The 25559-nt window shown below is 56.3% G+C and carries 23 protein-coding genes; 12 read left to right on the top strand and 11 right to left on the bottom strand.

The features are described 5' to 3' along the window. Positions 1-73 precede the first annotated feature (73 nt). The 4 genes from A8O29_RS01470 to ghrB all read left to right on the top strand — a co-directional run bounded on the left by A8O29_RS01470 (position 74) and on the right by ghrB (position 4145). The gene (locus A8O29_RS01470; protein ID WP_125354360.1) at positions 74-820 is read left to right on the top strand and encodes a sugar phosphate isomerase/epimerase family protein; all 747 of its coding nucleotides are present in this window, start codon (positions 74-76) and stop codon (positions 818-820) included. A gap of 2 nt (positions 821-822) precedes the next feature. Then, complete coding sequence (locus A8O29_RS01465; protein WP_125354359.1) at positions 823-1767, top strand: sugar kinase; 945 nt, start codon at positions 823-825, stop codon at positions 1765-1767. 104 nt (positions 1768-1871) lie between these two features. Then, positions 1872-3152, top strand: coding sequence for an MFS transporter (locus tag A8O29_RS01460; protein WP_125354358.1), 1281 nt, complete (start codon positions 1872-1874; stop codon positions 3150-3152). 21 nt (positions 3153-3173) lie between these two features. Further along, entirely contained in the window at positions 3174-4145 is a 972-nt protein-coding gene (ghrB, locus tag A8O29_RS01455) for a glyoxylate/hydroxypyruvate reductase GhrB (RefSeq protein ID WP_125354357.1), read from the top strand. 40 nt (positions 4146-4185) lie between these two features. Here ghrB and A8O29_RS01450 read toward each other — a convergent pair whose 3' ends face one another. Continuing rightward, positions 4186-4896, bottom strand: a complete 711-nt coding sequence (locus tag A8O29_RS01450; protein WP_110510255.1) for a DUF3053 domain-containing protein — start codon at positions 4894-4896, stop codon at positions 4186-4188. Positions 4897-5287: 391 nt separating this feature from the next. Between A8O29_RS01450 and A8O29_RS01445 the strand changes: the two genes are divergently transcribed. Continuing rightward, positions 5288-6655: an MFS transporter gene (locus A8O29_RS01445; protein ID WP_125354356.1), complete on the top strand. Its 1368-nt coding sequence runs from the start codon at positions 5288-5290 to the stop codon at positions 6653-6655. Positions 6656-7030: 375 nt separating this feature from the next. Further along, complete coding sequence (locus A8O29_RS01440; protein ID WP_110510257.1) at positions 7031-7321, top strand: HTH-type transcriptional regulator; 291 nt, start codon at positions 7031-7033, stop codon at positions 7319-7321. Positions 7322-7359: 38 nt separating this feature from the next. Here the strand turns inward: A8O29_RS01440 and A8O29_RS01435 are convergent, their stop codons facing one another. From A8O29_RS01435 to A8O29_RS01425, 3 genes are all read right to left on the bottom strand, one after another. Continuing rightward, complete coding sequence (locus A8O29_RS01435; RefSeq protein WP_125354355.1) at positions 7360-8982, bottom strand: ATP-binding cassette domain-containing protein; 1623 nt, start codon at positions 8980-8982, stop codon at positions 7360-7362. A 196-nt stretch (positions 8983-9178) separates the two neighbouring features. After that, positions 9179-9487: a CcdB family protein gene (locus tag A8O29_RS01430; protein ID WP_125354354.1), complete on the bottom strand. Its 309-nt coding sequence runs from the start codon at positions 9485-9487 to the stop codon at positions 9179-9181. Positions 9488-9489: 2 nt separating this feature from the next. Next, entirely contained in the window at positions 9490-9729 is a 240-nt protein-coding gene (locus A8O29_RS01425; RefSeq protein ID WP_125354353.1) for a type II toxin-antitoxin system CcdA family antitoxin, read from the bottom strand. Between the two features lie 701 nt (positions 9730-10430). Between A8O29_RS01425 and A8O29_RS01420 the strand changes: the two genes are divergently transcribed. Next, positions 10431-10889 carry a hypothetical protein gene (locus A8O29_RS01420; protein WP_125354352.1) on the top strand — a complete coding sequence of 153 codons (459 nt, stop codon included), beginning with the start codon at positions 10431-10433 and terminating at the stop codon, positions 10887-10889. A gap of 141 nt (positions 10890-11030) precedes the next feature. Here A8O29_RS01420 and glyS read toward each other — a convergent pair whose 3' ends face one another. The 3 genes from glyS to A8O29_RS01405 all read right to left on the bottom strand — a co-directional run bounded on the left by glyS (position 11031) and on the right by A8O29_RS01405 (position 14472). After that, entirely contained in the window at positions 11031-13100 is a 2070-nt protein-coding gene (gene glyS, locus A8O29_RS01415; RefSeq protein ID WP_125354351.1) for a glycine--tRNA ligase subunit beta, read from the bottom strand. A gap of 9 nt (positions 13101-13109) precedes the next feature. After that, positions 13110-14021 carry a glycine--tRNA ligase subunit alpha gene (gene glyQ, locus A8O29_RS01410; RefSeq protein ID WP_110510263.1) on the bottom strand — a complete coding sequence of 304 codons (912 nt, stop codon included), beginning with the start codon at positions 14019-14021 and terminating at the stop codon, positions 13110-13112. Positions 14022-14169: 148 nt separating this feature from the next. Next, positions 14170-14472, bottom strand: coding sequence for a YsaB family lipoprotein (locus A8O29_RS01405; RefSeq protein WP_125354350.1), 303 nt, complete (start codon positions 14470-14472; stop codon positions 14170-14172). 186 nt (positions 14473-14658) lie between these two features. Here A8O29_RS01405 and A8O29_RS01400 point away from each other — a divergent pair, with 186 nt between their 5' ends. Continuing rightward, positions 14659-15654 (top strand): acyltransferase, encoded by a 996-nt coding sequence (locus tag A8O29_RS01400; protein ID WP_125354349.1) that lies wholly within the window; start codon positions 14659-14661, stop codon positions 15652-15654. Here A8O29_RS01400 and A8O29_RS01395 read toward each other — a convergent pair. The 4 genes from A8O29_RS01395 to xylA form a co-directional block, all read right to left on the bottom strand. Then, positions 15610-16566, bottom strand: a complete 957-nt coding sequence (locus A8O29_RS01395; RefSeq protein ID WP_125354348.1) for a GlxA family transcriptional regulator — start codon at positions 16564-16566, stop codon at positions 15610-15612. The genes A8O29_RS01400 and A8O29_RS01395 overlap by 45 nt on opposite strands. Beyond that, a complete protein-coding gene (locus A8O29_RS01390) occupies positions 16563-17102 on the bottom strand; it encodes an isochorismatase family protein (RefSeq protein ID WP_125354347.1) in 540 nt (179 codons plus the stop codon). Before A8O29_RS01390 ends, A8O29_RS01395 begins: the two co-directional genes overlap by 4 nt. 89 nt (positions 17103-17191) lie before the next feature. Then, positions 17192-18646, bottom strand: coding sequence for a xylulokinase (gene xylB, locus A8O29_RS01385; RefSeq protein WP_125354346.1), 1455 nt, complete (start codon positions 18644-18646; stop codon positions 17192-17194). Between the two features lie 193 nt (positions 18647-18839). Continuing rightward, positions 18840-20162 (bottom strand): xylose isomerase, encoded by a 1323-nt coding sequence (xylA, locus tag A8O29_RS01380; RefSeq protein WP_125354345.1) that lies wholly within the window; start codon positions 20160-20162, stop codon positions 18840-18842. Between the two features lie 373 nt (positions 20163-20535). On the opposite strand from xylA, the gene xylF reads away from it, so the two are divergent. From xylF to xylR, 4 genes are all read left to right on the top strand, one after another. After that, positions 20536-21528: a D-xylose ABC transporter substrate-binding protein gene (gene xylF, locus A8O29_RS01375; RefSeq protein ID WP_125354374.1), complete on the top strand. Its 993-nt coding sequence runs from the start codon at positions 20536-20538 to the stop codon at positions 21526-21528. 62 nt (positions 21529-21590) lie between these two features. Next, positions 21591-23132 carry a xylose ABC transporter ATP-binding protein gene (locus A8O29_RS01370; RefSeq protein WP_174081203.1) on the top strand — a complete coding sequence of 514 codons (1542 nt, stop codon included), beginning with the start codon at positions 21591-21593 and terminating at the stop codon, positions 23130-23132. Further along, positions 23110-24291, top strand: a complete 1182-nt coding sequence (gene xylH / locus A8O29_RS01365) for a xylose ABC transporter permease XylH (protein ID WP_110510273.1) — start codon at positions 23110-23112, stop codon at positions 24289-24291. The genes A8O29_RS01370 and xylH overlap by 23 nt, the downstream gene beginning before the upstream one ends. Before the next feature lie 71 nt (positions 24292-24362). Then, positions 24363-25541 (top strand): D-xylose utilization transcriptional activator XylR, encoded by a 1179-nt coding sequence (gene xylR, locus A8O29_RS01360; protein ID WP_110510274.1) that lies wholly within the window; start codon positions 24363-24365, stop codon positions 25539-25541. Positions 25542-25559 lie beyond the last annotated feature (18 nt).

The following is a 25559-nucleotide window of genomic DNA, read 5'->3' as shown; positions in this document are numbered from 1 at the left end:
GCCTTTTCTTTGGAACCGGTTCCATCTAGCGTAATACAGAGAAACCCACTCTTATTTCGCTCTGGAGTCCCGAATGGCAAGAAAAATCATCGTCGTAACCGCCGCCTATGGCCGCGACCGCGTGATGGCCCTCGGAGGGCAGCGCGGCGTGCTGTCCATCATTGCGGCAGCAGGCGCCGACGGCGTCGAAATCCGCCGTGAACTGTTTGCCCCGCAGGAGATCGACGCCCTGCCTCAACTGGCGGCTGACATCTCTCAGCATAACCTGATGGCCTGCTATTCCGCGCCGGAAGGGCTGTTTGAAACCGACGGCAGCCTGAACCCCAATCTCCGCGCATTGCTTTTGGAAACCCAGGCCCTGAACGCCGCCTGGCTGAAACTCTCTTTAGGTCATTTCACGCAGCCTTCCGCGCTGGACACGCTGCGCGCTATTCTGGCCGACAGCCCGGTGGCGCTGGTGATTGAAAATGACCAGACCGACTGCGGCAAACTGGCCCCGATGCAGCGCTTCCAGGCCGCCGTTCGCGTACATTCATTACCGATTCGTCTGACGTTTGATATGGGCAACTGGCTGTGGTTGGGCGATTCCCCGGAACAGGCCGCACACTTGCTGGCCCCGAGCGTGGGATACGTTCACGTCAAAGCCGCCGAACCGCATCATGACGGCTGGCGGGCGATAACGCCGGACGATAACCCGCGCTGGGCCGCCTTGCTCAACGCCCTGCCTGACGACGTCCCGCGCGGGATCGAATTTCCACTCGAAGGCGACGACCTGGTGGTCGTTACCCGACGCTATGTCCGCTGGTTACGCGAGGAATAAGCATGAATCAGACACTGGATGTGATCACTATCGGTGAAGCTATGGCGATGTTTGTCGCCCAGAAAACTGGGCCGCTTAGCCAGGTAGAGTCGTTTATCAAACGCGTGGCCGGAGCAGAGCTAAACGTCGCCACCGGCCTGGCGCGTCTCGGACTGAGCGTCAGCTGGGTCAGCCGGGTGGGCGATGACAGCTTCGGCGAGTTCGTGCTGGACTCGCTCAAACAGGAAGGCATCGTTCGTGCGGGTGTCACCGTCGACGGGCGTTATCCGACGGGTTTTCAGCTGAAATCTAAAGTCGAAAATGGAACCGATCCCATTGTGGAATACTTCCGCAAAGGCTCCGCTGCCAGCCATCTCAGCAAAGATGATTTCGATTCCGCACACTTTCTGTCGGCCCGTCATTTGCACCTCAGCGGCGTGGCGGCGGCGTTATCTGACAGCGCCTACGAGCTGCTCAATCACGCCGCGAATAGCATGAAACGCGCCGGGAAAACACTCTCTTTTGATCCCAACCTGCGCCCGGTGCTGTGGAAAAGCGAAGCGGAAATGGTCGAGAAACTGAATCATCTCGCCTGTCAGGCCGACTGGGTGCTGCCGGGGCTGAAAGAGGGCTTTATTTTGACCGGACAGCGCACGCCGGAAGGCATTGCTGATTTTTACCTGAGCCGCGGCGTAAAAGCGGTGGTGATTAAAACCGGGGCCGACGGCGCATGGTTCCAGAGCGCGGATGGCGAACACGGCAGCGTCACCGCCGAAAAAGTGGAGAACGTCGTCGATACCGTAGGCGCAGGCGATGGCTTCGCGGTTGGCACCATCAGCGCCTTGCTCGAAGGCAAAACTCTGCCGCAGGCGGTGGCGCGCGGTAACAAAATTGGCTCGCTGGCGATTCAGGTCCAGGGCGACAGCGAAGGATTACCCACCCGGGAAGCGCTCGGCGAGGCCGGGTAATCCCTTTATCACACACCGGACGGCAGCAACCGAAACACCCAAACAACGCTACCCTGTACCCTACATACCGCGGTAGCCATTTCCTCAGTAACAGAGGCACGCTTATGAACCGTTCAAATTCTGCCATGAAGCGCTGGCTGTACATCATGCCCATCGTATTTATCACCTACAGCCTGGCGTATCTCGACCGCGCCAACTTCTCATTCGCCTCAGCCGCGGGGATCAACGACGACCTCGGCATCACCAAAGGCGTTTCTTCGCTGCTCGGCGCACTGTTTTTCCTCGGCTATTTCTTCTTCCAGATCCCCGGCGCGATGTATGCCGAACGCCGCAGCGTGCGCAAACTGATTTTTGTGTGCCTGATCCTGTGGGGCGGCTGCGCTTCGTTGACCGGGATGGTCAGCAATATCCCGATGCTGGCGGCGATCCGCTTTATTCTGGGCGTGGTCGAAGCCGCGGTGATGCCGGCGATGCTGATTTACATCAGCAACTGGTTCACCAAATCAGAACGCTCACGCGCCAATACTTTCCTGATCCTCGGCAACCCGGTGACGGTGCTGTGGATGTCGGTGGTGTCGGGCTATCTGATTCAGTCCTTCGGCTGGCGCGAGATGTTTATCTTTGAAGGTATCCCGGCGGTGATTTGGGCTTTCTGTTGGTGGGTGCTGGTGAAAGACAAACCTGCGCAGGTGGGCTGGCTTTCCGAGACAGAGAAATCTGCGTTGCAGGAGCAGCTCAATCAGGAACAGCAGGGCATCAAAGCGGTGCGTAACTACGGCGAAGCCTTCCGCTCGCGGAACGTGATTCTGCTGTGCCTGCAATATTTCGCCTGGAGCATCGGGGTTTACGGCTTCGTGCTGTGGCTGCCGTCCATTATCCGCAGCGGCGGTGAAAATTTAGGGATGGTGGAAGTCGGCTGGCTGTCGGCGGTGCCGTATCTGGCCGCCACCATCGCCATGATCCTCGCCTCCTGGGCCTCCGATAAGATGCAAAACCGTAAGCTGTTCGTCTGGCCATTGCTGCTGATTGGCGGCCTGGCGTTTATCGGTTCCTGGGCTGTCGGGGCCGATCACTTCTGGATGTCCTACAGCCTGCTGGTGATTGCCGGTGCCGCGATGTACGCGCCGTACGGGCCGTTCTTCGCCATAGTGCCGGAGATGCTGCCGCGTAATGTAGCCGGTGGCGCGATGGCGCTGATCAACAGCATGGGGGCGCTCGGCTCGTTCTTCGGCTCGTGGTTTGTCGGCTACCTCAACGGCGCCACCGGCTCGCCGTCTGCCTCCTACATATTTATGGGGGTGGCACTTTTCGTCTCAGTGTGGCTGACTTTAATTGTTAAGCCTGCTAATAATCAAAAGCTTCCCGTCGGCGCACGCCACGCCTAAACCCTTTATCTGGAGCAAGGAATGAAACCGTCCGTCATTCTCTACAAATCATTACCTGACGATTTACAACGCCGCCTTGAGGCGCATTTTTCAGTCACAAAAGTGCCGAATCTGGACGCGGATACCGTTCAGAAAAATGCCGACGCGTTCAAAAATGCCGTGGGCCTGCTTGGCTCAAGCGAAAAGGTCGATGCGGCGCTGCTGGATAACATGCCTGCCCTGCGTGCTACCTCGACCATTTCCGTCGGATACGACAATTTCGACGTCGATGCGTTGAACGCCCGCCGCGTCTTGCTGATGCACACCCCGACCGCCCTGACGGAAACCGTGGCCGATACGCTGATGGCGTTGATCCTGAGTAGCGCGCGCCGGGTGCTTGAAGTGGCCGAACGCGTGAAAGCGGGCGAATGGACCAAAGGCATTGGCCCGGACTGGTTTGGCACCGACGTGCACCACAAAACCATCGGTATCGTCGGGATGGGCCGCATCGGCTTAGCGCTGGCACAGCGTGCGCATTTCGGTTTCGGGATGCCGGTGTTGTACAACGCTCGCCGTCAGCATAAAGAGGCAGAGGAGCGCTTTAACGCGCGCCATTGCGACCTCGGCACCCTGCTTCAGGAAGCCGATTTTGTCTGTTCTATCCTGCCGCTGACCGATGAAACCCGTCATCTGTTCGGTGCCGCCGAGTTTGCCAAAATGAAGTCATCGGCCATTTTCATTAACGCCGGACGTGGTCAGGTGGTGGATGAAAACGCGTTAATCGCTGCGTTAAAAGCAGGAGAAATTCATGCGGCGGGTCTGGATGTGTTCGAGCAGGAGCCGCTGCCGATGTCGTCAGAATTGCTCACGCTGCCGAACGTCGTGGCGCTGCCGCACATCGGTTCTGCCACCCATGAGACACGCTACAACATGGCGGCCACGGCAGTTGATAACCTGATTGATGCGTTAAACGGAAAGATTGAGAAGAACTGCGTGAACCCGCAGGTGAAATGAGAAAGAGACCGGGTGACAGGACGCCACCCGGCTTTAATGCTTAACGCGTGGCGTTAACCGCCGCGCTCCAGGCCTGATTAAACGCCTGGTGCTGAGCGGCCAGAGGGCCAATCAGCGTATTGTACTGGCTCGCCTGCTGAGACGTCGGGAACTGAATTCCGTTCGCCACGAAGCTTACCTGCGTATTTTGCTGTGCCACGAAATCACCAATCTGCACCAGCTGCTGGGTGAAGATCTGTGCGGCAGGGATCAGCGGCTGAATTGCGTTCGCTGGCAGGGTCACGACTTTGTTGTAAACCTGGTCGTAAACCGGCTTCAGATCGTCAGCCTGTTTCAGTGCTGAATGCGCACCATCCGCCTGCATTTTGGCGTTTTCCAGCTGCTGGCTCAACACGCCAAGCGCGCCATTAGCCTGACGAAGCGGTTCGCGCTGAGTCATGTAATCCTGTGGCACACGAATCGCATTCACGCTGTCCACAACCGGACGCAGACCGGCATCCATCGCCTGGCTCACCTGCTGAGAATAACCGTAAATCACGGCGTAATCGGAAACGAACGGACCAAATTGTTTTTTCTGATCGGTGGTCAGCGTTGGCAGACGTTCGCCGCTACGCATCACGGAATTTTGCAGGAAGTCGATGAACGCTTTGCGTTGATCGCCTTCTTTATCGAAACACCCACTCAGGCTAACTACCATCAATAACGCCGCAATAGACGCAAACCAGCGAGAGCAGGACTTTCCTGTCGCCATTTTCATACTCCTTCAGCCAAAAAAAAGCGCAAACTGGCACACACACGTGCCTGACGCTGACAAGGATAGTCGACACAAGCCTTGCAGGATACCCTTTCCTTCATTCGCGTTGGGAAAAGTCGCACGCTTTCCTCACTTACGACGTAATGTTAATAATTTGTTGCCCGCATCACAATTAATGATATTGCCGGCTCCCTCATCAATGACTATAACGTAATGAATCAATAAGGATTTATTAAGCTCACTGGCGCTGATGTCAGCCCACCGGACGATAATCGCACGCTTCCCCCGGCCAGCACGTTGTCGAAAAAGCGTCCTGATGGTTTTATTGATGAACGATTAACGGATTTACGTTCGATAATCGCACAACTTACCTCCCAGGAATCGCGATATGAAAAAGACAACAACCGATATCCAGGCCTTTATTAACGAGAATCCCTTCACCAAATTCCAGTGGATGATCCTCGTGCTGTGTTTCATTACCGTAGCGATGGACGGTTTTGACACCGCTATTATCGGCTTTATCGCCTCTGACCTCGTGCAGGAATGGGGCGTACAAAAATCTGCGTTAGGCCCAGTGATGAGCGCCGCGCTGGTCGGGCTTGCCGTCGGCGCACTGACCGCAGGTCCGATGGCGGATCGCATTGGCCGTAAAAAAGTGCTGATCCTCTCCATTGTGGTCTTCGGGGGTTTTAGCCTGATGACCGCCGCGGCCACTAGCCTCAACCAGCTGACGCTGCTGCGCTTCCTCACCGGGCTTGGCCTCGGTGCCGCAATGCCCAACGCCGCCACGCTGATGAGCGAATATGCCCCGGAACGGCGTCGGTCCCTGTTGGTGAACCTGATGTTCGTCGGCTTCCCGATTGGCTCCTCGCTCGGCGGGTTTATCTCCGCGTGGTTAATTCCGCAGTACGGATGGCAAAGCGTGCTGATCCTCGGCGGGGTGATGCCGCTGGTGTTGGCCGTTGTGCTGATTTTCCTGCTGCCGGAATCGGCGCGTTATCTGGTGGCGAAAAACAAATCGCAGCAGCAGGTGGCGACCATTCTGCGTCGTATTGCGCCGATCGCCGCCGACACGCGCTTTGTGCTGCACGAAGCGGGCGGGGTACAGGATAAATCGGCGCTGGGGGTCATTTTCTCGCCCCGCTACGCGCTCGGCACGGTGATGCTGTGCCTGACCTACTTCATGGGCTTGCTGATTTTCTATTTACTGACCAGCTGGCTGCCGCTGCTTATCCGTGAAACGGGCGCCAGTATGAGTCAGGCTTCCATCATTACTGCCCTGTTCCCACTCGGCGGCGGAATTGGCGTGCTGATACTCGGGGCGCTAATGGACAAATTTAACCCGAACAAAGTGGTCGCGGTGGGCTGGTTGCTGACCGGCGTGTTCGTCTGCCTGGTCGGGTTCTCCACCAGCAGCCTGGTGCTGATGGGCGTAATGGTATTCATCGCAGGCAGCATCATGAACGGGGCGCAGTCTTCCATGCCTGCCCTGGCGGCTGGGTTCTATCCGACGCAGGGCCGGGCCACGGGCGTGGCGTGGATGCTGGGCATTGGACGTTTCGGCGGCATTCTGGGGGCGTTCAGCGGCGTGTTCCTGATGCAGGCGCAACTATCGTTTGAAACCATCTTCATGCTGCTGGCGATCCCGGCGCTGCTCTCCGCCACCGCGCTGATGGTGAAATACGCCATGACCAAAACCGATCGCCCGGTTGAAAACACTGCCGCATCGGTTGGCAAGGCGACACAAAAGGCCTGACGGGTAAACGGCGGGTGTCAGCGCCCGCCGTTTGCCACATTTTTACTTACGATTTACAAAAATTGCGCTGAACAACTTTCCCGTATCTTTATCAAATAATTAGTCGACCCCTACGAAAGGCTGAATCGGGTCACGCAAAAGATACCGCACAAATAATCACCCCCGTGACCACCCCTCACCCTTTTTACTGACTATCCTTAATAAGCTCTTTGTTGTTCACGTGCCCACTGTGAGATGTATACCCTAAATAATTCGAGTTGCAGGCAGGCGACAACCTGAGAACTCCCAGGCGCTTACTCCAGTAAGTGGCTGGGGTGAGCAGATGGCGTCAACGCACCTACAGCTTGAAGTCTGAAGGGTAAAGAGGAGTTATCAATGACAAATAAAGACCCTATGTACGAACTGCTGAGCAGTCTTGAACAAATTGTTTTCAAAGATGATTCACAGAGAATGACCCTGACCCAAAAGCCCACAGCCTTTACTGAGTTTGAGCAACTGCGTAAAGGCTCCGGTTTGAAGATCGATGATTTTGCCCGCGCGATGGGCGTCAGCGTAGCAATGGTACATGAGTGGGAATCGAGACGAGAAAAACCCTCACCTGCCGAGCTAAAGTTGATGCGTCTGATCCAGGCTGATCCCCGATTGACCAGACAGCTTATGAAATAACGGTGTTAACTGACCCCCGCAACTGCGGGGGTTTTTGATCACCGCGCCGTGAATACCCAGCCCGTCGCCTGCCATTCGAGTGTGTGCGTCAATTTCAGCCCGCGTAAAAAAGCCTCGTCATGAGAGACCACCAGCATCGCGCCGGGGAAGTTCGCCAGCGCGGCTTCTATCGCCTGCGTCGAGGCCAGATCCAGGTGATTGGTCGGCTCATCCAGGAGCAACAGCTGGGTCGCTTCCCGCCGCCAGAGCACGCTGGCCAGCGCGGCCTTCAGGCGTTCGCCCCCGCTCAATGATGACAGCGGCAAACCCACTTTATCCGCGGTCAACTGCAGCTGCGCCAGGCGGCTGCGCAGCACCCCTTCTTCCAGCGGCGTATCCGCCAGACTCAGATGCTCCATCACCGACAGCGACAGGCTGAACTGACTCAGATGCTGATCGAGCCAGGCCGCATTTACCGATAGATGACAGCTACCGCTCACCGGCACTTCCAGCCCGAGAAGCGTTTTCAACAGCGTGGTTTTCCCGCAGCCGTTTGGCCCACGCAGCGCCACGCGCATGGGGCCATCCATGCGCCAGTTCAGCGGCGCAATTGGGGAGTGCGCCAGGACCAGATCGTTAACCTCCAGAACCTGTTTGCCCGCTGCAACCTGGTTGCCCGGCAGCGTCATCATCACCGGCGTTTCATCCTCCACGCGTTCACGCGCATGGTTAACCGCCGCGTTCAACGCTTCGTTCTGTTCATGATGCTGACGGCGCAAAGTGCCGGGCCGGGCTTTGGCCGCGCCTTTATAGGCCACGCGCTCAAACGAGGCGATGTTCAGGGAATCCACGGTGCGAAGGGTCTGCGCAGAGCGTCGCTGGCTGTTATCGTGCTCCTTTTGCAACCGGGCGCGGGTACGTCGCCGCTCGGTTGCCGCATGTTCGAGCGCCGAACGGGCCGCCTGCTGTTCGGCCTCTCGCTGCTGCTGGTACACATCAAAATTACCGCCGTAATGGCGCAAATTCCCGGCGGAGAGCTCGAGAATATGCGGCACCTGCGCCAGTAAGTCGCGATCGTGGCTGGCAATCAGCGCCCCGCCGCGCCACTGTGCAAGCTGCTGATAAAACCACACCCGCCCGGCACTATCCAGATGGTTAGTCGGTTCGTCGAGCAGCAGAAAATCAGCCCCGGAAAGAAACGCGGCGCACAGCAACGCCTTCACGCGTTCGCCGCCGCTCAATGAAGAAGCCGGACGATAAGCATCAAACTCGGGTAGCGACAACGCTGCAAACGCCGTACTCAGGCGTTCGGTGATATCCCAGTGACCGTCGAGGATATCGCTATCTTCGGGCTGCATCTCACCGTTGTTTACCCGACGCAGCGCGGAAAATATCTCCGTCAGGCCGAGTAAATCAGCCAGCGTACTTTGCGCAGAAAGCAGCGGTTGCTGAGCGACATAAGCCACCGTCGAAAAATTTTCGATATGCCCGTGGGCAGGCTTTTCGGCGCCTGCAAGCAGCTGCAACAGGCGAGTTTTTCCGCTGCCGTTGCGCCCAACTAAGCCGCAAAGCGAACGCTCAAGCGAGAGATCAACAGGACCAAAAAGAATATCGCCCGTCGCAAATTGACAGGTGACTTGATGCAAAATAAACGCAGGGGATTGCGCACAAAAATGAGCCATAAGCACTCCTGAATGAAATCAAAAACCATCCCCGCCAACGCGATTGCGTTATGCCAGGGCCGAATTCATCAGTCGTGATTGTTCATTTTCGGGATGCGCTCCAGAGAGAAGAGAAAAGTCGAGAGACAGGATACCCGTAATTTGGGCGGGGTTTCAAGGCTAAATGTTGGCCAGTAAATTCTGTTTTGATAAATGCTCAGAAGCCGTCAAAGATGAAATCCAGCGCATTTTTGATGGTCTGCCGGTAGGGTCGCGCATTCATCACCTCATCACCTATCTGGGTCAGACGGATACTGGCCATTTCGTGGGTCATCACCAGATAATCATTACCTTCAATGTTCAGGATCGGTGTCAGGCGTCTGACCGGTTTCGTCGTGAGTCGGCTCAGCGGATACAAGGGGATAACGACTCGGGTAGTGAGTTCCTCGATGATGTCGCTCTGAACATCCAGCAAAAAAGGGTATACCTGACTATTTCCATTATTACGGTAGACGACATATTGCATGATTAAAACGTCCTGTAATCATCCGACAGTAAGCCCTGTTCATCGGTTATACGATTGAGTTCCTGCAGGCCAGCTCTGTTTTCTTGTTTCCAACGTTCAGCCCCAGAAGCACTTATCTCCTGTTGCAGTGCCGCAGTCAGGACTGCCGACAGGTTGATACCGGCCTCTCGGGCCTGCTGAAGTAATGCTGGCTCCAGGGTCACGCTGACTGTTTTTTTATGTCGAACACTCATACCTGGCATAAAAGGCCTCAATTACACGTGTAAAATGCACATGTCATTAGTATGCGCAAAATTCACACAGATGGCAATTCAGTATCTGCCAGAGTGCGTTGGTCTCATATCCGGTTCTTGTAGTAGCAAACCCAAAGTTTGCCGTCACGCAATAACAACACAGACGATAGTTTAAAGGTGAGTTTTGCGAACACGCTTCAGAAAATACCCGGGGTAACGAATCGCCCGAAGACGATTCATTACTGATGAGACAGGCTCAGAGCGGTAACCGCTGCCGTAATTACGCCACGATATCTACGCATGTTAAGTACCTTTAAGAAGGTGTATCTCTTTGAGACATAAGCCACACTCTTACTTTCGTGCCATAACATTTGTCTGAAATATGCGTGCTGGCAGTGTTTTGCGGGCATGCTTCAGGAAATGATAATATCCACACTTATACAGTGGAAAAACGTTGTCGCCGATTTCGGTCAGCAGTATTGTCGCTTCGCACCTGCACATCAGGTGTCGGGATTGACCTCCTGCCAACATCATCGGCGACATAGCTGTTATGTCGTGAGCTCTGCTACACCTCAATGGTGGGCTGAGTGAGGGCACCTTCGGGTGCGCCGGTATCCGATGAGGCCGGTAAGGTCAACTTCGCTCAGTCCGCCACCAGGGAATTGACCTTTCCGGTGGGGATAATAAAACACTCATCGGAGGCTGCCACTATGGCGATAACCCCAACTCTCGACGGCATGCTGTTTACCGTGCCGTTTACATCTACAACCGATTTCACCGAACTGGCAGACAACTGCGAACGTTTCGTGGAAGTAATAGTGGAATGCGACGATCCGGCGCAGAAAATGGCGCTGTGCGGCCGACTGTCGGCCTGTCTCGACCTGCTGCAACCCACGCTGCTCGAGCCCATCCCGACGTATCTGGTCGCCAGCCTGACCGTTGAGGAGATACCTGCTGACCTTCCGACGCTGGAAATGGAAGCCGACCAGCTAGGCGATTACTGTCAGGCTTTAACCCAGCTATTGCTGAGCGGTTCGCTGGCGACGAAAACCGAACGGACAATCCGTGATTTACTGTATCAACTGGTGTTCTATTTCGCCGGAACGCTGAAAGCGCCGCGTTGGCTGAAAACGGAGGACGGGATCGTTTCTCTGGAGGGAGCGTACTAACGCGCAGACGCGTATAGGGCCGACAACATCAAGGCACTGGACGGAACGTAGGCCTGGCAAGCGTAGCGCCGCCGGGCGCTTTAGAACTTTATCAGCAAAAAAAACCCGCCTTTCGGCGGGTTGCTTTAGACGTATAACCGATTACTGCAGCAGGGAAATATCCGCTACCTGCAGGAACAGTTCGCGCAGCTTGCTGAGCAGCGTCAGACGGTTGATACGCACGTCTTTCTCGTCGGCGTTGACCATCACGTTCTCGAAGAACTCGTCCACCGGTTCGCGCAGGGAAGCCAGTTCAATCAGCGCATCCTGGTAACGACCTTCATCGAAGAACGGTTGCAGTTTGTCGCGCAGAACGACCAGATGCGTCGCCAGCTTGATTTCCGCCGCGTCTTTCAGCACTGAAGCGTGAACCACGTCGTTCAGCGTTTCGTCAGACTTCGCCAGAATGTTGGAGACACGCTTGTTAGCAGCAGCCAGCGCAGCGGCTTCGTCCAGAGAACGGAAGTGCGACACGGCTTTCATGCGAGCATCGAAATCAGCCGGACGGGTCGGACGACGCGCCAGCACCGCCTGAATGGTGTCGACAGTGTAACCTTCGTCCTGATACCAGGCGCGGAAACGGCCGAGCATGAAGTCGATCACTTCATCGACAACCTTGGCGTTGGTCAGCTTGTCACCGTACAGACGCACCGCTTCTTCGGTCAGCGTTTGCAGATCAAGGTTGAGGTTCTTCTCAACGATGATACGCAGCACGCCCAGCGCAGCACGACGCAGGGCGAACGGATCTTTGTCGCCTTTTGGATGCTGGCCGATACCGAAGATACCTGCGAGGGTATCCATCTTATCGGCAATCGCCACCGCGCACGCTACCGGGTTAGACGGCAGATCATCGCCCGCAAAACGCGGCTGATACTGCTCGTTCAACGCAACGGCTACGTCTTCGGCTTCGCCGTCGTGACGCGCATAGTGCATGCCCATGATGCCCTGGGTGTCGGTAAACTCGAACACCATGTTGGTCATCAGGTCGCACTTGGACAACAGGCCCGCGCGGGTCGCGTGGTTAACGTCAGCGCCAATCTGGCCCGCAATCCAGCCCGCCAGGGCCTGAATACGGTCAGTTTTGTCACGCAGCGTGCCCAGCTGTTGCTGGAACAGCACGGTCTGCAGACGCGGCAGATGATCTTCCAGACGCTTTTTACGGTCGGAGTTGAAGAAGAATTCCGCATCCGCCAGACGCGGACGAACCACTTTCTCGTTACCGGAAATAATCTGCACCGGATCTTTCGATTCGATGTTGGTGACGAAAATGAAGTTCGGCAGTAGCTTGCCGTCGTTGCCATAGACCGGGAAGTACTTCTGGTCACCCTTCATGGTGTACACCAGCGCTTCAGCCGGAACGGCGAGGAATTTCTCTTCGAATTTCGCCGTCAGTACTACCGGCCATTCGACCAGCGAGGTGACTTCTTCCAGCAGGCTTTCGCTCAGGTCAGCGTTACCGCCAATCTGGCGCGCCGCTTCTTCAGCATCCGCTTTGATTTTGGCTTTACGCTGCTCGTAATCCGCCATCACTTTGCCGCGTTCCAGCAGGATCTGCGGGTACTGATCGGCGTTGTCGATGGTGAATTCTGGCTCGCCCATAAAGCGGTGACCGCGGATAACTCGATCGGAATCGATACCCAGGATTTTCGCAGGTACGACTTTATCGCCGAGCAGCAGGGTCACGGTGTGAACCGGACGCACGAACTGCACGTCGGACGCGCCCCAGCGCATCAGTTTCGGGATCGGCAGTTTGCCCAGTGACGAGACAATCATGTTCGGCAGCAGTGCTTCGGCGCTTTCGCCTTTCACATGCGCACGGTACAGCAGCCATTCACCTTTATCGGTGACCATGCGCTCGGCCTGGTCAACGGTGATACCGCAGCCACGCGCCCAGCCTTCAGCCGCTTTGCTCGGTTTGCCTTCTGCATCGAATGCAGCAGACACGGCCGGGCCACGTTTTTCGACTTCGCGATCGGGCTGAGATTCCGCCAGCGCGGCAACTTTCAGCGCCAGACGACGCGGGGCCGCAAACCACTCAACGTTGCCGTGAGCCAGGCCTGCGTTATCGAGTTCCGCAGTAACGTTCGCAGCAAAAGATTCCGCCAGGCTGCGCAGGGCTTTTGGTGGCAGCTCTTCGGTGCCGATTTCCACCAGGAAAGTTTTTTCAGACATGGCCGCCTCTTATTTATTCTTGTTGCACAGCGGGAAGCCAAGGGCTTCACGGGAAGCGTAATAGGCTTCAGCCACCGCTTTGGTCAAGGTGCGAATGCGCAGAATGTAGCGCTGACGCTCGGTGACGGAGATGGCTTTACGCGCATCAAGCAGGTTAAAGCTGTGAGCGGCCTTCAGAATACGCTCGTAGGCAGGCAGTGGCAGCGGGTTTTCCAGCGCCAGCAGCTGTTGCGCTTCTTTCTCATACTGCTCGAAGCAGGAGAACAGGAAGTCGACATCCGCGTATTCGAAGTTGTAAGTGGATTGCTCCACTTCGTTCTGATGGAACACGTCGCCGTAGGTGGTTTTACCCAGCGGGCCGTCGCTCCAGACCAGGTCGTAAACGCTGTCTACGCCCTGAATGTACATGGCCAGACGTTCCAGACCGTAGGTGATTTCGCCGGTAACCGGCTTACACTCGAGACCGCCAACCTGCTGGAAGTACGTGAACTGCGTCACTTCCATGCCGTTCAGCCACACTTCCCAACCGAGACCCCAGGCACCCAGCGTTGGGTTTTCCCAGTTGTCTTCCACGAAACGAATGTCGTGAATGGTCGGGTCCATACCCAGCTCTTTCAGAGACCCGAGGTACAGCTCCTGAATGTTGTCCGGCGATGGCTTAATCACCACCTGGAACTGGTAATAGTGCTGTAAGCGGTTCGGGTTTTCGCCATAGCGACCGTCGGTCGGGCGGCGGGACGGCTGCACATACGCAGTGGCCATCGGCTCTGGGCCCAGCGCGCGCAGACAGGTCATCGGATGGGAGGTGCCAGCGCCTACTTCCATGTCCAGTGGTTGAACAATGGTGCAGCCCTGACGAGCCCAGTAATCCTGTAAGGTCAGGATCAGGCCCTGGAAAGTCCTGGTATCAAACTTTTGCATAATTTTTCGTGCTGGATACGTGTGGATTTAAGGAAGGGTCAAGTATACCCGCTGGATGCGAGATATACAGTATGAATGGACGTTGTTTGCGGAAAATTGAGGGAATATTGGGGAAACGTGAGACTTTTCCTCCCGCCATCGCCGCCACTCAGCGCATCGAAAGGTGTAAAAACTGGCCGTCTGCATCGAAAGAACAGACGAAACTCTCTTTATGTGGCGTAAAGCCTCGCAGCTCGTAGCTGCCCTGGAACTGCTCGAACCCCGTAACGTCCACGCTCTCTGCACCAGTATTGTACCGCTCCGCCGCTTTACCCTTACACAAGTGCTCCATATTGAGCGAGCTTGTCGGGTCCACTTTTGCGCGCTGCGCTTTTTGTTCAGGTGCCTGTTGCGTACTGCACCCTGCCAGCATCGTGATCATCAGCAAGGGCATGAAAGACTTGATCATCATTTTTAATTACGGCCTTATTCTTTGCCTGTTATTGTCATTTTAAGACTAGTTGTTTTTTCTGACCGCGCATTGTGCGAATACGTTCCGTTATCTACTCGCCAACGGCGGTAAACTCGGATTTTTCCCTGGCAACAGCGGCTACAATCACAGGTCAGACTTTTTTATCACCCTATTTTTGAGGAACTGATGTCGGGAATGATTAGCTGGATTACCAACCTGCGAGGGATTGCCTGCCTGATGGTGGTGATGATCCACACCACGACCTGGTATATCACCAACGCCCACAGTATTAGCCCGCTCAACTGGGATATCGCCAACCTGTTGAACTCCGCTTCTCGGGTCAGCGTCCCGCTGTTTTTCATGATTTCCGGCTATCTGTTTTTTGGTGAGCGCAGCGCTGAGCCGCGTCATTTCCTGCGCATCGGCCTGTGTTTGCTGTTCTACAGCGCGGTGGCGCTGGCGTATATCCTGTTGTTTACCCACATCAATGCTGAGCTGTCGCTGAAATATTTGCTGCAAAAGCCAGTGTTCTATCACCTGTGGTTTTTCTTCGCGATTTTCGTGATTTACCTGCTTTCGCCGCTGATTCAGGTCAAAAGTGTCAATGGCTGGATGTTGCTGGCGCTGATGATTGTGCTCGGCATCGTGGCGAACCCCAATACCGTGCCGCTGAAAACCGGGGGTTTTCAATGGCTGCCGGTAAATTTATACATCGATGGCGACACGTTTTATTACGTGCTGTACGGCCTGCTGGGCCGCGCGTTGGGCATGATGGACACCGACAAAAAACCGCTGACGTTTCTGTGTGCCGCGTTGTTCGCCGCGTCGGTGTGGGTCATCTCGCACGGAACCCTGCACGAGCTGAAATGGCGCGGCAACTTCGCCGACACCTGGTATCTGTACGCCGGGCCGATGGTGTTTATCTGCGCCGTTACGCTGCTCACGTTGGTGAAAAACACGCTAAATGGCCGCGAACTGCCAGGATTACGCACCATCTCGCAGCATTCATTGGGGATTTACGGTTTTCATGCACTGATCATTCACGCGCTGCGCGCCAGGGGTCTGGAGCTTAAAAGCTGGCCAATACTGGATATCGTGTGGATTTTCTGTGCGACGCTGGCGGGCAGCCTGCTGCTTTCAATGCTGGTGCAGCGAATCGACACCCGACGCCTGGTCAGCTAACGCCCGCTGACGGGCGCGGTGCAGCTGGCGGGCAGAGGTAAAGCCCGCCGCCTGTGCCGCCTGCTCGACACCACTTCCCTGCAACAACCGCTGCTCTGCCAGTGCCAGCCTAAGCTGTTCGAGATAATCCCGCACGCTGACACCCAGATGCTGTTTGAACAACCGCGTCAGATGGCGCGGAGTGACGTGCGCCCGCGCGGCAATATCCACCAGCGCCCAGGCGTGCTGCGGAGCCGCAGTCAGTGCATCCTGCGCGCGATGGATCGCCGGATGCAGATGGTTGCGATAGCGCAGCCAGGGTGAAAGCTGCGGGTCGTCGCCGGAACGGCGGAACCACACCACCATTTCTCGCGCCACCGCCATCGCCCGCTCTGGGCCATACAGCCGGTTAATCAGATGCAGGGCCAGGTCAATACCGGACGTGATCCCGGCGCTGGTCCAGATGCCTTTATCTTCAATAAAAATCCGGTTCTCTTTGACCATGGCCCCCGGTGCGGCGGCCTTCAATCGCGTAATCACGTCATGGTGCGTGGTGCACTGTACGCCGTGCAGCAGCCCTGCTTTCGCCGCCAGCAGCGAACCGGAACATACGCACATCAGGGTGATTTTCCCGGCGTGCAGCAAGGGCTGTTGGCGCGTCAGCCAGCGGCGAACCCGTTCCGCCTGCGGAGTGGAAAAGTAATGGTTTGAATCGCATACGCCGGGCAGCACCAGCAGGCTTCCCGCCGGAAGCGTATCCGGTAGCGGCTGAATGTTGCCCATCGTCATGCCGATAGAGGTCGGCACCTGCGCGTCTGGCCCGATGTAATGCAGACGAAACGCATCGCCCGCCAGCACAAAGGTCTCTGCCGGGCCGGTCATATCAAGCGACAGCACGCCGGGCAGCATCACGAACCAGACATCGGTAGTCATAGCGATTCAAGGGTCTCCGTTACAGTTTTGACAGTGGCAAAACGCCCTTCCAGCACGGTTTCCGTGCGGTGGCGCAGCGTCTCAACATCCAGCGTAACGCCTTTATGCGTCATCGGAAAGGTCAGCGTGGCCTCGGTGACAAACGTCACCTGATAACCGAGATCGGACGCCACGCGCGTGGTGGTTTCGCAGCACTGTTCGGTACGCAGCCCGCAGATAATCAGGTGATTGATATCGCGGCTGCGCAGCCAGAAGTCGAGGCCAGTGTCGGTAAACGCGTTATGGACGTGCTTGTGAAAAACGACTTCCGGCTGATGGCTCAAAAAGGACATGGGTTTGACGAATCCGCTCTCGAGAGAAAACGGCCCCTGGTCGTCGACGTGGAAAATGTCGACTACCGGGATGTTATGCTGCTGGCAGCCCGAAATCAGCCCCAGCATCGCGGTCTGAAACGCCGGTAAATCGGCGGTCTGCCAAAAATTACGCTGTTCGAAAGACTGCTGGGTATCGATGTTAATCAGAGCGGTGCGGGACATAGTGAGACTCCTTTTCGTGTCGGTGTGAAACCATTGTGACCACGAAAAGGGGTCTTGCTAAGGTCAAAAAAGGACAGCTAACCGCGCATTCAGGACATCAGCGGTTTTAACTGCTGATACAGGCGGCGGAAAACGTCACGACGTGGGGCATACGCGGCGTTTTTAGCGGCGTCCGGCTGGTGCGTTTGCTCAAGTGCCAGCTGCGGCAAGAGCTCCGTCACCGGAATATCTGGGTGCATCGCCAGCTGCGCCAGACGGGCCGCACCCAACGCCGGGCCGACGTCACCGCCGGTACGATACTCAAGGGCGATGCCGCTGATATCCGCCAGCATTTGTCGCCAGTAAGGGCTGCGCGCGCCACCGCCAATCAGGGTCACGCTTTTCGGCGTGATGCCGCAGCCATGCACCACGTCCATTCCGTCAGCCAACGCAAAGCCCACGCCTTCCAGCACCGCCAGCGCCAGTTCGGCGGGGCCATGCTGGTGTGTCAGGCCGAAAAAGACGCCTTTGGCATTCGGGTTGTTATGCGGAGTCCGCTCCCCGGAGAGGTACGGGAGGAACCACACCGGATCGGCGTTTTTATCCGCCGTTTGCGCCGCCGCCAGCAGAGCCGGAACGTCGCCCAGGCCCGTCAGTTTTGCTGCCCAGTCGAGACAGGATGCGGCGCTCAGCATCACCGACATCAAGTGCCAACGGCCCGGCAGCGCATGACAGAAACTGTGCACCGCGCTTTCCGGTTTACTGAGGAAGCCGTTACTGACGGCAAAATAAACGCCTGATGTGCCAAGCGACAGCATCGCCTGACCGGCATCGGCCATCCCCACACCCACAGCGCCCGCCGCGTTATCACCGCCACCGGCCACCACGCGCACCGCGGGCATGTTCCACGCCTGCGCCACCGACGGCAGCAGCGTGCCGGTAATCTCACTGCCTTCAAACAGCGCCGGCATGTTGTCGCGGCTTAACTCGCAGGCCTGAAGTAATTCGTCGCTCCAGTCGCGCTGAGCCACGTCCATCCACAGGGTGCCCGCCGCGTCCGACATATCACTGGCGAACTCGCCGGTCATACGCAAACGCAGAAAATCTTTTGGCAACAGCACTTTATCAACCTGGCTAAACACTTCAGGCTCATGCCGTTTGACCCACAGCAGCTTCGGCGCGGTGAAACCCGGCATCATCAGGTTGCCAGTAATTTCCCGCGAACGCGGCACTGCCCGCTCCAGCAACGCACATTCTTCACCACAGCGGCCGTCATTCCATAAAATCGCCGGACGCAGAACCCGCTGCTGCTTATCAAGCAGCGTAGCTCCGTGCATTTGTCCGGCGATGCCCAACGCCTTCACTTCAGCCAGTGAATGCTGAGCACCTAACGCCTTCATCGCGCTGTCCGTCGCCCGCCACCAGCTCTCAGGATCCTGCTCGGACCACAGCGGATGTGGCCGCGAAACGGTCAGTTTCTCAGTGTGCGAGGCCAGCACGTCGCCCTGTTCGCTGAGCAGAATCACTTTGACCCCGGACGTGCCGAGATCGATGCCGATATACATAGTGACGATTCCTTGAGTGAAAATGCCCGGTACCGCGAGATAAACCGGGCTTCAAATTTTATATACCCTAAATAATTCGAGTTGCATCGAAGCGGCAAGCTTGTGAAACCCCAGGAGCATAGATAACTATGTGACTGGGGTGAACAAGCGCAGCCAATGAAGATGCAGCTTGAAGTATGACGGGTATAGATGACTACTTGTCGAACAGGTAATAATTGACCAGGTTCTCCAGCAGTTCCTGATGCCCACTCTGATGCTGCGGCGCCAGGTTATGCTGTTCAGCGTACTTCGCAATGTCGGTCAGCGACATCTGACCTTTCAGGATCTGCTGCCCCAGCTCACCATTCCAGCCCGCATAGCGACGCGCCACACGTTTATCCAGCTCGCCGTCTTCAATCATGCGTGCGGCGACTTTCAGCGCCAGCGCCATGGTGTCCATCGCGCCAATGTGACCGTAGAACAAGTCATATTTATCGGTGCTCTGACGACGCACTTTGGCATCGAAGTTCAGGCCACCGGTGGTGAAACCACCTGCCTTAATAATTTCATACATCACCAGCGCGTTTTCTTCCACGCTGTTCGGGAACTGATCGGTATCCCAGCCAAGCTGCGGATCGCCGCGGTTGGCATCGACGGAACCGAACAGGCCCAGCGCGATAGCGGTCGCAATTTCATGGTGGAACGAATGACCTGCCAGCGTAGCGTGGTTGGCTTCGATGTTCAGCTTGATCTCTTTTTCCAGACCGAACTGCTTGAGGAAGCCGTACACGGTGGAGGCATCGTAATCGTACTGATGCTTGGTAGGCTCCTGCGGTTTTGGTTCGATAAGCAAGGTGCCGCGGAAACCGATTTTGTGTTTATGCTCAACGACCATCTGCATGAAGCGGCCAATCTGCTCACGCTCCTGACGCAGGTCAGTATTCAGCAACGATTCATACCCTTCGCGACCGCCCCACAGCACGTAGTTTTCGCCGCCCAGCTGATGCGTGGCGTTCATTGCGGTCACCACCTGTGTGGCCGCCCAGCTGAAAACTTCCGGGTCCGGGTTGGTGGCCGCACCTGCGCCGTAGCGCGGGTTGGTGAAGCAGTTTGCGGTGCCCCACAGCAGTTTCACGCCGGTCTGCTGCTGTTTTTCTGCCAGCACATCGACCATCTGCGCAAAGTTGTTCAGGTACTCTTTCAGCGACGCGCCTTCTGGGGAAACGTCCACATCGTGGAAGCAGTAATACGGCACATTCAGCTTGTGGAAAAATTCAAACGCCACGTCGGCTTTGCGTTTGGCGAGCACCAGCGCTTCACCCGGCTGCTGCCAAGGGCGATCAAACGAACCCACGCCGAACATGTCGGCACCGTTCCAGCAGAAGGTGTGCCAGTAGCACGCCGCAAAGCGCAGGTGGTCTTCCATGCGTTTGCCGAGCACCAGCTCGTCCGGGTTGTAGTGGCGGAAGGCCAGTGGATTTTGCGTTTTCGGGCCTTCGTAACGGACTCTGTCGAGTTGGTCGAAATAAGCTTGCATAATTGAACTCCATTTGACGCGGCGAATACCAGGTTGTGGCGTAATACTGTTACCTGTTTCGCGGTTGCTCAATTACGTTATTTCACACTGCGATTAAGAGAATCCACAAACGTGCGCTGGCTCGCAAAATAATTAGGCTTCAGCAGCATTTTTCGGCCCAGCTTCAGAACAACAATGCAACAAATAGCTGAAACGATTTAAAATCAGATCGCGGTCATAAATTAGAAAATAAACCAAATATCGTAACCAGAAGATAAAAATCTGTAATTGTCATTAATCCCACCCGTGCTAAAAATTTGCAGCGTATCCGTCGTGTTTGATTCTTTTATCGCCAATCTCAGCACCTTCAAAACCTACAAAAGGCCCTACGATGATGAAGATAAAGAACCTTTGCCTCACCCTTTGTGCCTCGCTGCTGTTGACCAGTTTCGCGGGCATCGCCAAAGAAGTAAAAATCGGAATGGCTATCGACGATCTGCGTCTGGAGCGCTGGCAAAAAGATCGCGATATATTTGTGCATAAAGCCGAATCATTAGGCGCCAAAGTCTTTGTGCAGTCCGCAAACGGTAATGAAGAAACACAAATGTCGCAGATTGAAAATATGATCAACCGCGGCGTGGATGTGCTTGTTATTATTCCTTATAACGGGCAAGTGTTAAGTAACGTTATTAAAGAAGCGAAACAAGAAGGCATTAAAGTGCTGGCCTATGACCGCATGATTAATAATGCCGACATTGATTTCTATATTTCCTTTGATAATGAAAAAGTGGGTGAAATGCAGGCCCAGAGCCTGGTCGAAAAAGTGCCGACCGGAAACTACTTCCTGATGGGCGGTTCGCCGGTGGATAACAACGCGAAACTGTTCCGCGCCGGGCAGATGAAAGTCTTAAAACCGTTCATCGACGACGGCAAAATTAAAGTGGTGGGCGATCAATGGGCCGACGGTTGGCTGCCTGAAAATGCGCTGAAAATTATGGAAAACGCGCTGACCGCAAACAATAACAAAATTGACGCCGTGGTGGCCTCGAATGACGCCACCGCAGGGGGCGCGATTCAGGCGCTGAGCGCACAGGGGCTGGCGGGCAAAGTCGCCATTTCCGGTCAGGATGCTGACCTCGCCGGCGTGAAACGCATTATCGCGGGCACTCAAACAATGACGGTTTATAAACCTATCACCCAACTTGCCAACACCGCCGCTGAAATTGCGGTTGAGCTCGGCAACGGTCAACAGCCGAAATCCGACACTACCCTCAATAACGGGCTGAAAGACGTGCCTGCGCGTCTGCTCACGCCGATTGAAGTCAATAAGAGCAATATCGACCAGACCGTGGTTAAAGACGGCTTCCACAAGAAGAGCGAACTGTAATTCCGCGCGCCCCTTTCACGAGGGGCATTTTCTTTTTACGTGGAACGCTACGTGGAGTCGCTATGCCTTATTTACTAGAAATGAAGAGTATTACCAAAGCCTTCGGGTCGGTAAAGGCTGTTGATAATGTCAGCCTGCGGTTGAACGCCGGAGAAGTGGTTTCTCTGTGCGGTGAGAATGGCTCAGGCAAATCGACGCTGATGAAAGTCCTGTGCGGAATATACCCTCACGGCACCTACGACGGTGAAATCGTCTTTGCCGGAGAACCGGTGCACGCCGCGCATATTCGCGATACCGAACGCCGGGGCATCGCCATTATTCACCAGGAACTGGCGCTGGTTAAGCATCTGACGGTGCTGGAAAACATCTTCTTAGGCGCGGAAATCACCCGCCACGGCATTCTCGATTACGACCAGATGACGCTGCGCTGCGAGAAACTGCTCGCGCAGGTGAGCCTCGCCATTTCGCCCGACACCCGCGTCGGGGATTTAGGCCTCGGGCAACAGCAACTAGTGGAAATCGCCAAAGCGCTGAACAAGCAGGTACGCCTGCTGATTCTGGATGAACCAACCGCCTCGCTGACTGAACAGGAAACGGCGATCCTGCTGAACATCATTCGCGACCTGCAAAATCACGGCATCGCCTGTATCTATATTTCGCACAAGCTCAACGAAGTGAAGGCCATTTCCGACACCATTTGCGTGATCCGCGACGGGCAGCACATCGGCACTCGCGACGCGAACGGCATGAGCGAAGACGACATCATCACCATGATGGTGGGCCGCGAGCTGACGGCTCTATATCCCAACGAGCCGCACACGCCCGGCGAGGAAATCCTGCGCGTAGAACACCTCACCGCCTGGCACCCGGTTAATCGTCACATCAAGCGGGTGAATGACATCTCCTTTTCTCTGCGACGCGGAGAAATTCTCGGCATTGCGGGGCTGGTCGGCGCCGGGCGCACCGAAGCCGTCCAGTGCCTGTTTGGCGTCTGGCACGGACGCTGGGAAGGTAGCGTGTTTATCGATGGTAAAGCGGTGAACATTGAGAACTGCCAGCAGGCGATTGCCCACGGCATCGCGATGGTTCCGGAAGACCGCAAGAAAGACGGCATAGTGCCGGTGATGGCGGTCGGGAAAAATATCACCCTGGCGGCGCTGGACCAATTCACCGGCCCGCTCAGCGCGCTGGACGATGCCGCAGAGCAGAACTGCATCCTGCAATCGATCGCCCGACTGAAAGTGAAAACCTCATCGCCCGAACTGGCCATTGGCAGGCTCAGCGGCGGCAATCAGCAAAAGGCAATTCTGGCCCGCTGCCTGCTGCTCAACCCTCGCATTCTGATCCTCGATGAACCCACGCGCGGCATTGATATCGGCGCGAAATACGAAATCTACAAACTGATTAATCAGCTGGTGCAGCAGGGCATAGCGGTCATTGTCATCTCTTCCGAGCTGCCGGAAGTGCTTGGCCTGAGCGACCGCGTGCTGGTGATGCACGAAGGCAAACTGAAAGCGGACCTGGTCAACCATCAACTGACGCAGGAAAAAGTAATGGAAGCGGCCCTGAGGAGTGAGCGTCATGTCGAAAAACACGCCGTCTGAACTGAAGCTCGACGCGCAAAGGCCCGCCGCCTTCGCCGGGCTAAAAAAACTCAATTTGCAGGTGTTTGTGATGATCGCGGCGATCGTGGCGATCATGCTGTTCTTCACCTGGACTACTGACGGATCGTATCTCAGCGCGCGTAACGTCTCGAACCTGCTGCGCCAGACCGCTATCACCGGCATTCTGGCGGTCGGGATGGTGTTCGTCATTATCTCGGCAGAAATCGATTTGTCGGTCGGCTCGATGATGGGTCTGCTGGGCGGTGTGGCGGCCATTTTCGACGTCTGGCTCGGCTGGCCGCTGCCGTTGACGATCGTGGTCACACTGGCGCTGGGACTGGTGTTAGGTGCCTGGAACGGATGGTGGGTGGCCTACCGGAAAGTCCCGTCGTTTATAGTGACCCTGGCCGGGATGCTGGCGTTTCGCGGCATCCTGATTGGCATTACCAACGGCACCACGGTGTCGCCCACCAGCCCGGCGATGTCGCAAATCGGTCAGAGCTATCTGCCCGACGGTATTGGTTTTGTCATTGGCGTGCTGGGCCTGTTCGTGTTCGTCGCCTGGCAGTGGCGCGGGCGTATGCGTCGCCAGGCGCTCGGGCTGAGCAACCCGGCATCCACGCGCGTGGTCGGTCGTCAGGCCATTACTGCGGTGATTGCCCTCGGCGCGGTCTGGATGCTGAACGATTATCGCGGCGTGCCAACACCGGTGCTGATCCTCGCTCTGCTGTTGCTGGCAGGCATGTTTATGGCCACCCGCACGGCGTTTGGCCGTCGCATTTATGCCATCGGCGGTAATCTGGAAGCCGCCCGGCTGTCGGGCATTAACGTGGAACGCACCAAACTTGCGGTATTCGCGATTAACGGCCTGATGGTGGCGATTGCCGGGCTTATCTTAAGTTCGCGCCTGGGGGCCGGTTCGCCGTCCGCCGGGAACATCGCCGAACTCGATGCCATCGCCGCCTGTGTGATTGGCGGCACCAGCCTCGCGGGCGGCGTGGGCAGCGTAGCCGGCGCAGTCATGGGGGCGTTTATCATGTCGGCGCTGGATAACGGAATGAGCATGATGGACGTGCCGACTTTCTGGCAATATATCGTTAAGGGTGCCATTTTGCTGCTGGCGGTGTGGATGGATTCTGCCACTAAGCGGCGGGCCTGATCGCGGCAACTTCCGCTACGATGGCGACACTTTCGGGTCTCGCCATCCTTGTCTCTTCAGGAAAGCAAAACATGTTTGAAAAGCGCCACCGGGTCACGCTGTTATTCAACGCCAACAAAGCCTATGACCGTCAGGTTGTGGAAGGCGTGGGCGAGTACTTGCAGGCGTCCCAGTCGGAATGGGATATTTTTATCGAAGAGGATTTTCGCGCTCGCATTGAAAACATAAAGGAATGTCTCGGTGACGGCGTCATTGCCGACTTTGACGATCCAATAATCGAAGCCCTGCTCGGCGATGTTGATGTGCCTATCGTCGGCGTCGGCGGCTCATATCATCGTCCGGAGCACTATCCTCCGGTTCACTACATCGCGACCGATAATCATGCCCTGGTAGAAAGCGCGTTTTTACATCTGAAGGAAAAAGGCGTTCATCGCTTTGCTTTTTACGGCCTGCCCTCCTCCAGCGGCAAGCGCTGGGCAGTTGAGCGCGAGCATGCGTTTTGCCAGATTGTGGCGAAAGAGAAATACCGCGGCGTAGTGTATCAGGGGCAGGAAACCGCGCCGGATAACTGGCAGCACGCGCAAAATCGGTTGGCCGACTGGCTGCAAACGCTGCCGCCGCAAACCGGGATTATCGCCGTAACCGACGCCCGCGCGCGGCACATCTTACAGGCCTGCGAACATCTGCATATCCCGGTGCCGGAAAAACTGTGTGTGATTGGTATCGATAACGAAGAGCTGACGCGCTATCTGTCGCGCGTGGCGCTCTCCTCCGTGGCGCAGGGCACGCGCCAGATGGGCTATCAGGCCGCCAAACTGCTGCACCGTCTGCTGGATAACGAAGATCTGCCGCTGCAACGCCTGCTGGTGCCGCCGGTGCGTGTGATCGAGCGGCGCTCCACCGATTACCGTTCTCTCGACGACCCGGCGGTGATTCAGGCAATGCACTACATCCGCAATAACGCCTGTAAGGGCATTAAAGTTGAGCAGGTGTTGGATGCGGTGGGGATTTCTCGTTCCAATCTGGAGAAACGCTTTAAAGAGGAAGTGGGCGAAACCATTCACGCGGTTATTCACAGCGAGAAGCTGGAAAAAGCGCGCAGCCTGCTGGTGTCGACGTCCTTATCCATCAACGAGATCTCGCAGATGTGCGGCTATCCGTCGCTACAATATTTCTATTCGGTGTTTAAAAAGGAATACGACACCACGCCGAAAGAGTATCGCGAACGCTTCGGCGAAGCGCTGGTGTAGCTGGCGCAGAAAACAAAA

The organism is Scandinavium goeteborgense (assembly GCF_003935895.2).
GTDB lineage: Bacteria > Pseudomonadota > Gammaproteobacteria > Enterobacterales > Enterobacteriaceae > Scandinavium > Scandinavium goeteborgense.
This window is presented reverse-complemented; position numbering and strand designations above follow the sequence as displayed.